Raw genomic sequence first — 12,663 nt, 5'->3', positions numbered from 1 at the left:
GGATTCGAACCATCGAAGGCGGAGCCGGCAGATTTACAGTCTGCTCCCTTTGGCCACTCGGGAACCCCTCCAGGGGTTTTCCTATCTTAAATAGGCTTGATTGAAGTTTTCCCAACAATTCAATCAAGGTTTCTCTTTACGAGAGAATATGGTGGAGGGGGACGGATTCGAACCATCGAAGGCGGAGCCGGCAGATTTACAGTCTGCTCCCTTTGGCCACTCGGGAACCCCTCCAGGGGTGTTTTCCTATCTCTAGCTGGATAGGCTTAAGAAATGTTTTTCCCAACGCATCTCTCAAGTGCGGAGCGCATCATAGCAAACACGTTAAAGCTGTAAAGCGTTTTTCTTATGATTTTGTGTTGGATGCTGCCTTTTTGGACAAAGATGGTAGAAAGTGTTCATTTTGCATGGTTACTAACCAGGTTTTTTCGTCGTTATACTTTTAGAGCGACTAAGCTGTAGCTTATTGATTCCATTTACTGATATTTACACTTCTTGACGTTATGAAGTCTCTCAATTGGTAGAATATGTGCAATTTCACTAGTAGATGTTTAGCATGAAAAATAAAACAATAATCTCGTTACTTAGCTTGTCTATTCTTATGGCCTCTCCTGCGGCTTTTGCTAAGCGCCCAGGTGCCAGTGTTGTCACTGTTGTGACCGAGCAAGTCGATGTTCACCACGTTAATCAGTCGCTTTCTTTGATCGGCAAACTTGAAGCTGAGCAATCTGTGGTTGTTTCCTCAGAGGTGGCTGGAAAAGTTGATGTGATCGCAATTAAAGCCAATCAAAAAGTCAAAGAAGGACAAGTGATTGTCCAGTTGAACGATGACAGAGCCAAAGCTTCAGTCGCTGAAGCGAAAGCCTATCTAAAGGATGAGCAACGTAAATTGGCTGAGTTTGAACGACTGGTGAAGCGTAATGCGATCACTCAAACTGAAATTGACGCTCAGAAAACCAATGTTGATATTGCTAAAGCTCGTTTAGATGCGGCCAATGCTGATCTTAAAGACCTCCATATTACGGCTCCATTTTCCGGAACCGTTGGTTTTATAGATTTCAGTCGAGGAAAGATGGTTAGCGCTGGTACAGAGCTTGTGACGCTAGATGACCTTTCTGTTATGCAGCTAGATCTTAAAATCCCAGAGCGCTACCTATCAATGTTATCTAATGGCATGACAGTGACCGCTAAAACCAGTGCATGGGGAGACAAAGAGTTTACTGGTACTGTCGTTGGTATTGACTCCCGCATTAACCAAGAAACTCTAAACCTAAGAGTTCGAATCCACTTCAATAATGACACCAACAGCTTGAAACCGGGCATGTTGGTGGCCGCTCACATGAAATTCCCTGCGATTGAAGCGCCTATCATTCCCGTACAGGCCCTAGAGTATTCAGGAACTAAGCGATACGTATATGTGGTAGGCGAAGACAATAAAGCCATTCGTACTGAAGTATTCCTCGGGGCTAGAATCGATAACCAAGTCGTGATTGAAAAAGGCATCGAAGTCGGACAGAAAATTGTCGTGCAGGGTATCGTTAACATGCGTAATGGTGTTGCAGTTAAAGAACTGGATGCAAAAGTTGCCAATAGCAGCAAGAAACAACCGAAAACGGAAGGTGCTAACTAATGTGGTTGTCTGATGTATCGGTAAAGAGACCAGTAGCAGCGTTGGTTTTAAGCCTGCTTTTGGTTGTGTTTGGCATCGTCTCGTTTAGTAAATTAGCAGTTCGAGAAATGCCAGATATTGAAAGCCCTGTCGTGTCGATAAGTACAAGGTATGAAGGTGCCTCCGCAACAATCATCGAGAGCCAAATAACATCAGTGCTTGAAGATCAGTTATCAGGCATTAGTGGCATCGACGAAATTGAATCGACTACGCGTAATAGTATGTCGAGGATCACCATTACCTTTGAGTTAGGTTATGACCTTAATACTGGTACCAGTGATGTTCGAGATGCGGTTGCACGCGCACAAAGGTCTTTGCCTGATGAAGCGGATGATCCAATTGTCTACAAGAACAATGGTAGTGGTGAAGCGTCCGTTTATATCAATTTAAGTTCTTCGGAGATGGATAGAACCCAGCTTACCGATTACACGGAGCGCGTTCTGGTCGACCGATTTAGCCTTATTTCCGGGGTAAGTTCTGTCGATATCTCCGGTGGCCTCTACAAGGTTATGTATGTAAAGCTTAAACCTGCATTGATGGCTGGGCGAGGCGTTACCGCGTCTGACATAACGGCGGCGTTACGTAGCGAAAATATTGAAAGCCCTGGCGGTGAAGTTCGAAACGATGCGATTGTGATGTCGGTGCGTACCGCGCGCTCTTATGCAGAAGCAGAAGACTTTGAATACTTGGTCGTGAAACGTGCTAGCGATAATACGCCAATCTATCTCAAAGATGTGGCAGACGTTTACATTGGCGCGGAAAACGAGAACTCGACGTTCAAAAGCGACGGAGTCGTGAATGTGAGTATGGGTATTGTGCCTCAATCAGATGCCAACCCATTGGAGGTTGCTGCACTCGTTCACGAAGAAGTAGAAAAAATTCAAAAGTTCCTGCCTGATGGTACTCGCTTAGCAATCGATTATGACTCCACAGTGTTCATCGATCGTTCGATTAGTGAAGTATATAGCACTCTATTTATTACCGGTGGTCTGGTGATATTGGTGCTGTATGTCTTTATTGGTCAGGCGCGCGCGACATTGATACCGGCTGTTACGGTTCCGGTTTCCTTGATTTCCTCTTTCATTGCGGCTTACTACTTTGGTTTCTCGATTAACCTAATCACCCTAATGGCGCTTATTTTGTCGATTGGTCTAGTGGTCGATGATGCCATCGTGGTGGTCGAAAATATTTTCCATCATATTGAGCGAGGCGAGTCGCCGTTACTCGCGGCCTATAAGGGAACCCGTGAGGTTGGGTTTGCTGTAGTTGCGACGACGCTTGTACTTGTGATGGTTTTCTTGCCGATTTCGTTTATGGACGGAATGGTGGGCCTACTCTTTACCGAGTTTTCGGTATTGCTAGCGATGTCCGTTATTTTTTCTTCTTTGATAGCGTTGACGCTGACACCGGTTTTAGGAAGCAAGATCTTAAAAGCGAACGTGAAGCCAAATCGTTTTAATAAGCTCGTTGAGCGTGTTTTTTCAAAGCTAGAAGGCGGTTACCGTGGGTTGCTTCGCCGAGCGATATCTTGGCGTTGGGCTGCTCCCATCATCATTATCGCTTGTTTAGGTGGTAGCTATGGTTTGATGCAACAGGTGCCGTCTCAGTTGACGCCTCAAGAAGACCGTGGGGTTATCTTTGCCTTTGTGCGTGGAGCCGATGCGACAAGTTATAACCGCATGTCAGCCAACATGGATATTGTTGAAGACCGACTCATGCCATTGTTGGGAGAGGGCTTTTTGAAGTCCTTTAGTATCCAATCCCCTGCATTTGGTGGACAAGCGGGCGACCAAACTGGTTTCGTAATTATGATCCTCGAAGATTGGGATGAACGTGAAGCGACCGCGCAGCAGGCACTTGGTCAGGTGAGGAAAGCGCTTGTTGGGATCCCTGACGTTCGTGTCTTCCCATTCATGCCGGGCTTTAAAGGTGGCTCGAGTGAACCCGTGCAATTTGTGTTGGGCGGCTCTGATTACCCTGAACTGAAACAATGGGCCGAAGTATTAGAGCAAGCGGCGGAAGACTCTCCATTTATGGAAGGCGCCAACATTAACTACTCAGAAAAAACACCTGAACTGGTGGTTACTGTAGACAAACAACGTGCGGCGGAGCTTGGAGTCAGTGTTTCTGAAATCTCAGAGACGCTTGAAATTATGCTAGGCGGCAAAACGGAAACGACCTTTGTTGAGCGTGGTGAAGAATACGATGTTTATTTGAGAGGTGACGAGAATAGCTTTAACAACGCTAATGATTTAAGTCAGATTTACATGCGTACTCAATCGGGTGAACTGGTGACATTAGATGCGTTGACCAAAATTGAAGAAGTCGCATCTTCGATTCGATTGTCGCACTACAATAAGCAAAAATCGGTGACGATTACCGCCAATTTATCAGATGGTTATACACTTGGTGATGCCTTAGATTTTCTTGACCAGCAAGCCATCGAGCAGCTTCCAGGTGACATATCTGTGAGTTACTCGGGTGAGTCAAAAGATTATAAAGAAAACCAGTCGAGTATCTTGATTGTGTTTGCGTTAGCGATGCTTGTGGCATACTTGGTGCTTGCGGCTCAGTTCGAGAGCTTCATCAACCCGTTAGTTGTGATGTTCACCGTACCAATGGGTGTATTTGGTGGCTTCTTAGGGCTGGTGGTAATGAGCCAAGGGCTTAATGTATATAGTCAAATCGGCATGATCATGTTGATCGGCATGGTGACAAAAAACGGCATTTTGATCGTAGAGTTTGCCAACCAATTGCGTGACCGTGGTATTGAGTTTGAGAAAGCGATCATCGATGCATCTGCAAGGCGTTTACGTCCGATTATGATGACCGCATTCACCACATTGGCCGGCGCTATTCCTTTGATTACCTCTACAGGAGCAGGCTACGAGAGCCGAGTGGCAGTGGGTACCGTGATCTTCTTTGGTATGGGTTTTGCGACTTTGGTTACTTTGTTTGTTATTCCTGCAATGTACCGATTAGTGTCAGGTTCGACACGCGCGCCAGGACATGTAGAAGCAGAGCTAAACAAAGCGCTTCAACATGATACGGTAGGCCGAACCACTCATGGATAACAACATTTAATAGAAAAAGCCTGCGTTTGCTAATAGCGAATAGCAGGCTTTTTTTGTTATAACAGCTGAATAACAAATGATGGTGACACCACCAACAATGAATAAGGAAAGTAAAGTGGCTGAATTTAAATACAAAAACCTTTCTCAAGAAGAACAAGATAAGCTTGATGCAGCGACGTTTCGTCGTTTACTAGCACACCTGGATTCTAATAAAGATGTGCAAAATATCGATTTGATGATTCTAGCGGGCTTCTGCCGTAACTGTTTCAGTAAGTGGTACAAAGCAGAAGCTGAACAACAAGGTTTAGATTTGGATATTGATGACGCTCGCGAGCGTGTCTACGGCATGACTTACGATGAGTGGAAACAGAACCATCAACCAAAAGCGACACCAGAACAGCTAGCAGCTTTTGAGGCCCGTCAGAAAGCCAAATAAGAAGCATAGATTACTAGAAAAGCGCCCTCATAAGAGGGCGTTTTTATTTACAATGTTGCACGATTAACGGTGTGCATGGAATATGTCTAACTAGAACTTTTTTCGCCATAGATCATTACGCATTGGTGTCTATTTTAAGTGGTAGGGTAATAGTGAACTCGGTACCGACGTTAGTTTCGCTAATACACGATATAGTGCCGTTAAGCTTTTGCGTAATGAGGTTGTAGACGATATGCATGCCAAGCCCAGTACCACCTGCATCCCGTTTCGTGGTGTAGAAAGGCAGAAAAATATTGTCTCTCACTTCATCGCTCATACCACTGCCGTCATCTCTATAAACGATAAGCACATTACCGCCATCGAGTCTTGCAGCAATACTGATTGTGCCAGAATGTGCTTCGGCATACCCATGGATGAGGGAGTTCATGACTAGGTTGGAAAATACCTGCCACAAAACGCCAGGGTAATTGTGTAGCATAATCTCATCTCCACATTGCCAATCAATCGACACGTTTTTTTGCTTAAGTTTAGGCTGTAAGCTAAGCACGGTATTTTCAATGTATTCATTGAAAGAGAAGGTTTGTGGCTCTTCGATATGTTGGTCGGTTGCTACGGTTTTGAACGTTTTTACAAGCTTGGAAACTCGATTAAGATTACTCAAAGAGATATCGAGCCCTTGTTTATTCGCTTCTATAAACTGTTCAAAATCAGCACGTGTCATGGTGTTGTTGGAAAATAGCCCTTCCAAGTTGCTAAGCTGTTCTTTAGAAAAAGTTAATGAAGTAAGGCTTATCCCTAGTGGAGTATTGATTTCGTGGGCGACGCCAGCAACAAGCTTACCTAAAGCCGCCATTTTTTCACTTTCAATGAGCTGATTTTGAGTATGTTGGAGGTGCTCGTATGCCTCACGCAGTTGCACTGCCTGTTGGTTTCTGTGCTCGACGACTTCAACATATTTGTTGTACCAATAGACCAGCTCTCGTATTTCCTTTAGCTCGAAGCTTCCTTGATATTCACTCACACTTGGCTCGTTGCTGCGCATGGCAACGCTGAGCGATTGGAGCGGTAAAAGAACTCGCCGTTTCATGTTGAACCAAGCAAATAGGATGACGATCAAAGAAAGGATCACGAGGCCGCCTGCGATGGACAAGGTTTGGTACATACCTTGAAGGATTTGTCTTTCCGGGATCATCACGATAAAGCGCCACCCTGAGATATTCGAACTGTGGCTTACAAGAAAGTAAGGTTCTCCGTTTATGGATGCGTTGTAAGGGGAATCATCTTGAGGGGGCAAGATACTAGAGTCGGCGACTAACCCTGCCATTGCTGGGTTATCACTAAATACTACTCGATTGGCTTGGTCTATGACGATCAAAGGCATCTTGTCATCGCTTTCTTGTTCTAACATTCTACGGTATGCGAGAGGCGAAAAGGCCATATAGATATAGCCTACATGTTCATCTTGCATAGACTGCTCATTGAGGCGATAGATTTTTCGAATCGCTGGAATGATTAAGGTATGTCGCGAGCTTTGGTTAATGTTTGATTGAATGCCCGGCCAGCAAATTTGGTTTCCTGAGAGCTTAGGGCAACGGTCGACTTGGGCTTGAAAGAGAGTGGGGTTGATGCTGTTGAACTCTATCTCGATACTTAACGAATAACTACGGCCATCATTGAGAACAAGAGAAATGGCAGTTAATCCATCCAAACTAAAATAGTGTGCGAGATTACCTTCAATCAGCGCGTTGACTCTGATTTCGTTGATGGGGGAATGGAATGAACTCTCAAACAAGGCATCAAGCATATTGGAATCAGAAGCAATATGATGACTGACAGAAACGACGGGCTTTTGCAGGTTGATGACCGATTGAGCTTTCTCTTGGACAAGATCTCTGGCAAAGCGCGTGGCTTGTTCTTGAACATAATAGCCACTAATAAACGCGGTCGTTCCACCAAGTAGAGTCACAGGTACCAAGCTGCCTACCAACCAGAAAAAAATTAGCCGTCCATTAAGGCTGTTAAACCATTTAGTGAAGAAGCTCATTGAATGACTAATCGCGATTAATGATCAGTTCAGGGGATACCCAACTTTCTGCATCGACGGTTTCACCATTGAGTAATTTCACTGCGGTGTGTACGCCGATTTCACCTTGTTGGTAAGATTGTTGATCGAGCGTTGCTTCCATTTTACCTTGTTGAACGAGCGATTTGGCTTCTGGGATCGCATCGTAACCAATGACTTTGACATCCGTTCGACCTTTGTCTTGAAGCTGCTGCGTGATGGCGAGTGCCATCACATCGTTGGCACAAAAGAAAGCGTCGATGTCGGGGTATTCGCGAAGTAACCTCTCACTCAATTCATAAGCTTCTACGTATTGCCAATTTGCGGTTTCTTCACCAAGCAGCTGGCGCTGATGCTTTTGTAACGCGGCTCTAAAGCCGTTGGCTCTTGCATGCGATACCGATGATGATTGAGGACCTAAAATGATATAGGCAGAAGCCATGTCCGGGTTGTGTTCCAGTACGCGTTCTGCCATTTCTTGTGCCGCAGCTTCATTATTAATGCCGACAAATGGGATCGGTTCAAGGCTCACTTTGTTTGCTTGCTCGGCATTGATTTGGTCGTCCAAGTTGACCAACACCATTCCTTGATCTTGGACCTTCTTTAAAATCGGCAGAAGTTGAGTGGTTTTAGAAGGCACAAATACAATGGCATCAAACCCCTCGTCGACCGCACCGAGTAGCATTTTCTTTTGAAGCGCGACATACGTTTCATTGGGAGTGCCTTTGGCGATAAGTGTTATGCCTAGCTCATCGGCTGCTTTACGTGCGCCTTGCTCCATCATTACGTAGTAGGGGTTACTTTGAGATTTGGTCATCAACAGTATTTTGACCGGGTCATCTGAGGCTTTACTAGGCTCTGGAGAAGGGGAAAGAGATGTGGGCTCTTTGGGTTCTGGCGAACAGCCGAGCAGAAATATCACAATGAATGTAGAGATTGAAACAACCAAATGCTTGAAAGCCACAGTATCTTCCTCACTTAATGAGTATTCATTTGATACTAGGTTAGCCCTTTGATATACGCCAGTGCTGGATGGTGAGGTGAACTTAGAGTTTCACTTTGTCGGACGTGAAGTCTGTTATGAGATAAAACAGAAATTAAGCGCGCTAAAGCGCCCTCAGATTAGAGGGCACTTTATAGGAAATTATCATTCAGTTATGCACGTAATATTCCCGTTTTTTCAAAGGATTCAAGCAGCGATTCATACGCTTGTAAGTCACCAATGTTATCTTGAACCCATTGAGGGTTGAAATAAGTGTCTAAGTAACGTTCGCCACTATCACATAGCAAGGTGACGATAGAGCCGGTTTCTCCGCGTGATTTCATTTCACTGGCTAGCTGCAAAACACCATACATATTGGTGCCAGTTGAGGCGCCAACTTTTCGTCCTAGTATCTTCTCTAACCAATGAGCGGTCGCTACACTTGCGGCATCGGGAATACTGCGCATTTCATCAATGACACCCGGAATAAAGCTCGGCTCTACTCGTGGGCGACCAATACCTTCAATTTTGCTGCCGTTCTCACCCGTGATACTAGGATCACGGGTCTTAAAGAAATCATGGAATACAGAATTTTCCGGGTCGACCACACATAGCTGAGTCGTGTGTTGTTGATAACGAATAAAGCGACCAATTGTTGCGGATGTACCGCCGGTTCCTGGGCTCATTACCACCCATGATGGAATTGGGTGATCTTCCATTTCCATTTGACTAAAAATGGAGTTAGCGATGTTGTTGTTACCACGCCAGTCCGTTGCTCGTTCTGCGAAGGTAAATTGATCCATGTAATGACCATTTAGCTCTTTTGCTAAACGATGGGATTCAGCATAGATCTGATCTGAACGATCAACTAAATGCGCCTGACCGCCATAAAACTCAATTTGATCAATCTTTGTTTGAGCGGTCGACTTTGGCATAACGGCAATGAAAGGCAAGCCAATTAAACGAGCGAAATAGGCTTCTGATACCGCAGTGCTGCCCGATGAGGATTCAATCACAGTGGTTTCTGGGCCAATCCACCCATTACAAATCGCGTAAAGGAAAAGTGAACGTGCCAATCTATGTTTTAGGGAGCCAGTCGGGTGTGTGCTTTCATCTTTTAGGTAAACATCTATTCCCTCGATGCTAGGTAAGTCGAGTTTGATGAGGTGAGTATCGGCTGAACGTTGGAAATCAGCTTCAATTTTACGAATCGCGTTGTTTATCCATTGATGGTCGGTACACATAGTCAGCTCCATTTCAGTATTAGAATATTTGAACAGCATGTTTTGTCGATATACTTATAATTTATCTACCAAGCACGAGAAAAGCTTTGCTAATTTTGCTTTAATTTACTTATATTGTAGAAAAATTTTCTACTTAACTTTGGTTTTAAGAATGCTGGATTCAACCGATAAAAAAATTCTGAGTTTGCTTCAACAAGATAGCACCTTGTCTTTAAATGATATTGCAGAAGCGGTTAACTTGACGACCACGCCTTGCTGGAAAAGGTTGAAACGCATGGAAGAATCAGGGGTGATTGAAAAGCGCGTTGCGTTACTTAACCCTGAAAAGTTGGAGCTGTCTTTTACAGCGTTTGTGTTGGTAAAAACCAGTGATCACTCTCATGAGTGGTATACACAATTTGTGGATACAGTGTCGGAGTTCCCTGAAGTCATGGAATTTTACAGAATGGCGGGTGAGTACGATTACATGATGAAAGTGCTGGTTAAAGACATGAAGTGTTTTGATGAGTTTTATAAGCGGCTAGTCAATAGTGTTGATGGGATTTCTAATGTGACATCGACCTTTGCAATGGAACCATTAAAATACACAACGGCTTTGCCTATCTAAGTGAGAAAGGAACTCTCTATGTTTGCGAAAATTTCGACGGGGGTGCAATTTCTATTGGCTATCTCTATCTTCTATCTGGGCTACAGTATTCATAGCTTTACTTCAAAAGTGGGAGAGGTGGTCGACACCTACCCACAAGTGATTACTGATTTAAGTTCTTTTACAGACGATTTGCAGGTGAACGAATGGTTGTTGTTTGCTGATACGGTTGAGGCACTAGCGCCGCAATTGCTCACCACAGTGGAAGAGGTACGTAAGACGGTCGATGCTGTAAACAGCACGATGGCTTCTGTAGATAGTAAAATCCCAAGAATTCTTGATGAGGTAGAAGGCATTCGAACGGTCACTCTACCAGAAGTGCTCGATGAAATAGAAAAAGTTCGAATAGGAGTAATTCCACCAACGCTATCTGAGCTCAAGCGTTACAGGCTTGATGTTATTCCTCCGGCGCTGGTTGAGAGCAAAGCCTATCGCTCACACACGATTCCAATGGTTGTGACAGAGTCTGAGTCTTTACGACAAGATATCCCGGTTATTTTATCGAAAGCTGACCAAGTTGTTGAGAAGAGTAAAGTTTTGGCTCAACAGGCGACACAAGGTGCGGTAGAAGGCACGGTAAAAGGTGTGGTGCTTTCGCCAATTAATCTACTCCGCGATGCCGGAAATGAAATAAAGTCAAAGGTACAGGAGTAAGGCACTTATAAACGTAAAAAGGCTCTGAAAAGAGCCTTTTTATGTACTAGCTTTAATTTGGCTGGCAAGTCTATTTCGTAAATCGCATTACGCCCTCTTGAACAGCGGTCGCGACCAGTTCACCTTTTTGATTGTATATTTCACCACGAACTAAGCCTCGAGTGTTACTGGCTGTCGGGCTTTCAATAGCATAGAGCAGCCACTCATCCATTCTGAATGGACGGTGGAACCAAATGGAGTGATCGATGGTTGCCACTTGGAAATTTGGGGTCATCAAAGAGACTTCATGAGGGTGCAATGCCGTCACTAAAAAGCCCCAATCAGAAGCATAGGCCAATAAATATTGGTGAATGAGCTGATTGTCTGGCATTTCTCCGTTTGCTCGCACCCAAAGGTATTGTTTAGGTTCGGTCTTTTTCGGTTTTAGTGGGTTTACGATGGTTACCGGGCGCATTTCAATGGGTTTCTCCCCACAGAATGTTTTGCGTAACTTTTCAGGTAAGAACTCGGCGATATGGCTTGCGAGTTCGGTTTCGGATGCAAAGTTCTCCGGCCCTGGGATATCAGGCATGGTGTTTTGGTGTTCGAAACCTGGAGAATCACCATGATAAGAGGCAGTGAGGTAAAAAATTGGTCTGCCATTTTGGATGGCTTTTACCCGGCGAGTACTGAAGCTCTTGCCGTCTCGTAAATTTTCCACATCATAAATGATCGGTTTTTCCGGATCTCCCGGGTACAAAAAGTAACTATGGAACGAGTGAACGCTGCGTTCATCTTCTACTGTGTATCTAGCGGCAGACAATGCTTGTCCTAAAACTTGGCCACCGTAGACTTGTGGTAAACCAAGGTTTTCGCTTTGTCCTCGGAAGAGGCCTTCTTCAAGCTTTTCTAGTTGAAGTAAACTTAATAGTTCTTGTAGTGGCTTACTCATAGCCAGAAACCCTCATAATAAATACATAGATTAAATTGTTGTTTTTCTAACTTAGTCAAATATCTGTCAATAAATCATAGGGATTCAAGACAGATTAATAAAGCGCTCTTATACTTAGCCAAGTTTAATTATATGACTCCATTACATTTTATGAGAGAGACTTTATGAAAAAGGTACTGTTTTTAATGATGGCTGCTGTTATGGGTAGTGTTGCACTGGTTGGCTGTCAGTCGGCGGATCCACAACCGCAACTTCAAATTAGCACGGCTGAAACGATTAGCGGTACGGTTAGCTACAGAGAGCGAATTGCTCTGCCTGAAGACGCTGTAGTGACAATAATACTAGAAGATATCTCTCTCGCAGATGCACCTGCAAAAGTCATCGCGAAGCATCGCTTTATGCCAAACGGTCAGCAAGTACCACTGCCATTTGAACTGTCTTATGACCCTCGTAAAATACACGACAACCATCGTTACAATGTAAGAGCGAAGATAGAGATTGATGGGCGTTTACGCTTCACGACGGACACCATTGCTCCTGTTGTGACAGATGGGAACAAGACCAATGTTGTCGACTTACGTTTAGTTGGCGTTCGTTAATCAATAAGTCTGTCGAGTACAGATATTATTAACATGTCGAATTGATTAAAATGGCAGCGTTATGGCTGCCATTTGTATATTCTCAGCTTTATTTTTCCTACTTCTGAAACATCGACCTCTTCGGCTTCTAATAGCCGCTTTTGGCGTTCAAAAGACTCCCCCTTCAAAGAGATCTCTCCTTTACTGTTGATGACTCGATGCCAAGGCAGTTTACTTCCCTCTGGCAAGTTACCTAATGCTCTTCCTACATGTCTTGCGTAGCCAGGGAAACCTGAAAAACGTGCGATATCTCCATAAGTTGAGACTTTTCCATATGGAATTTGGTGAATTACAGCAAAGATTTGCGATAGAAATTGGTCCATACTA

The 12,663-nt window shown here is 44.3% G+C and carries 11 protein-coding genes and 1 tRNA gene; 6 read left to right on the top strand and 6 right to left on the bottom strand.

All coding sequences use genetic code 11. The features are described 5' to 3' along the window. Window positions 1-149: 149 nt before the first annotated feature. Window positions 150-234, bottom strand: a tRNA-Tyr gene (locus tag ACHUFI_RS05865). A 322-nt stretch (window positions 235-556) separates the two neighbouring features. On the opposite strand from ACHUFI_RS05865, the gene ACHUFI_RS05860 reads away from it, so the two are divergent. The 3 genes from ACHUFI_RS05860 to ACHUFI_RS05850 all read left to right on the top strand — a co-directional run bounded on the left by ACHUFI_RS05860 (window position 557) and on the right by ACHUFI_RS05850 (window position 5,179). Then, a complete protein-coding gene (locus ACHUFI_RS05860) occupies window positions 557-1,630 on the top strand; it encodes an efflux RND transporter periplasmic adaptor subunit (RefSeq protein WP_394247410.1) in 1,074 nt (357 codons plus the stop codon). Beyond that, window positions 1,630-4,743 carry a vibriobactin export RND transporter permease subunit VexH gene (vexH, locus tag ACHUFI_RS05855; RefSeq protein ID WP_394247409.1) on the top strand — a complete coding sequence of 1,038 codons (3,114 nt, stop codon included), beginning with the start codon at window positions 1,630-1,632 and terminating at the stop codon, window positions 4,741-4,743. The genes ACHUFI_RS05860 and vexH overlap by 1 nt, the downstream gene beginning before the upstream one ends. 115 nt (window positions 4,744-4,858) lie before the next feature. Continuing rightward, window positions 4,859-5,179, top strand: coding sequence for a DUF1244 domain-containing protein (locus ACHUFI_RS05850; RefSeq protein ID WP_394247408.1), 321 nt, complete (start codon window positions 4,859-4,861; stop codon window positions 5,177-5,179). A 115-nt stretch (window positions 5,180-5,294) separates the two neighbouring features. On the opposite strand, the gene ACHUFI_RS05845 is transcribed toward ACHUFI_RS05850, so the two are convergent. The 3 genes from ACHUFI_RS05845 to ACHUFI_RS05835 all read right to left on the bottom strand — a co-directional run bounded on the left by ACHUFI_RS05845 (window position 5,295) and on the right by ACHUFI_RS05835 (window position 9,467). Beyond that, the gene (locus ACHUFI_RS05845) at window positions 5,295-7,145 is read right to left on the bottom strand and encodes a sensor histidine kinase (RefSeq protein ID WP_394247407.1); all 1,851 of its coding nucleotides are present in this window, start codon (window positions 7,143-7,145) and stop codon (window positions 5,295-5,297) included. A gap of 85 nt (window positions 7,146-7,230) precedes the next feature. Further along, window positions 7,231-8,205 carry a substrate-binding domain-containing protein gene (locus ACHUFI_RS05840; RefSeq protein ID WP_394247406.1) on the bottom strand — a complete coding sequence of 325 codons (975 nt, stop codon included), beginning with the start codon at window positions 8,203-8,205 and terminating at the stop codon, window positions 7,231-7,233. Between the two features lie 191 nt (window positions 8,206-8,396). After that, on the bottom strand, window positions 8,397-9,467 hold the full coding sequence (locus tag ACHUFI_RS05835; RefSeq protein WP_394247405.1) for a PLP-dependent cysteine synthase family protein: 1,071 nt from the start codon (window positions 9,465-9,467) through the stop codon (window positions 8,397-8,399). 151 nt (window positions 9,468-9,618) lie between these two features. On the opposite strand from ACHUFI_RS05835, the gene ACHUFI_RS05830 reads away from it, so the two are divergent. Together ACHUFI_RS05830 and ACHUFI_RS05825 are read left to right on the top strand one after the other, a co-directional pair. After that, window positions 9,619-10,074: an Lrp/AsnC family transcriptional regulator gene (locus ACHUFI_RS05830; protein ID WP_394247404.1), complete on the top strand. Its 456-nt coding sequence runs from the start codon at window positions 9,619-9,621 to the stop codon at window positions 10,072-10,074. 18 nt (window positions 10,075-10,092) lie between these two features. Then, complete coding sequence (locus ACHUFI_RS05825) at window positions 10,093-10,767, top strand: hypothetical protein (protein ID WP_394247403.1); 675 nt, start codon at window positions 10,093-10,095, stop codon at window positions 10,765-10,767. Window positions 10,768-10,837: 70 nt separating this feature from the next. On the opposite strand, the gene tesB is transcribed toward ACHUFI_RS05825, so the two are convergent. Next, window positions 10,838-11,698, bottom strand: coding sequence for an acyl-CoA thioesterase II (tesB, locus tag ACHUFI_RS05820; protein WP_394247402.1), 861 nt, complete (start codon window positions 11,696-11,698; stop codon window positions 10,838-10,840). A 164-nt stretch (window positions 11,699-11,862) separates the two neighbouring features. On the opposite strand from tesB, the gene ACHUFI_RS05815 reads away from it, so the two are divergent. Beyond that, window positions 11,863-12,297: a YbaY family lipoprotein gene (locus ACHUFI_RS05815; RefSeq protein ID WP_394247401.1), complete on the top strand. Its 435-nt coding sequence runs from the start codon at window positions 11,863-11,865 to the stop codon at window positions 12,295-12,297. 59 nt (window positions 12,298-12,356) lie between these two features. Here the strand turns inward: ACHUFI_RS05815 and ACHUFI_RS05810 are convergent, their stop codons facing one another. Further along, a complete protein-coding gene (locus ACHUFI_RS05810; RefSeq protein WP_394247400.1) occupies window positions 12,357-12,659 on the bottom strand; it encodes an MGMT family protein in 303 nt (100 codons plus the stop codon). Between the last annotated feature and the right edge of the window lie 4 nt (window positions 12,660-12,663).

It is taken from the genome of Vibrio profundi (assembly GCF_043642225.1).
GTDB classification, from domain to species: Bacteria; Pseudomonadota; Gammaproteobacteria; order Enterobacterales; family Vibrionaceae; genus Vibrio; species Vibrio profundi_A.
This window is presented reverse-complemented; position numbering and strand designations above follow the sequence as displayed.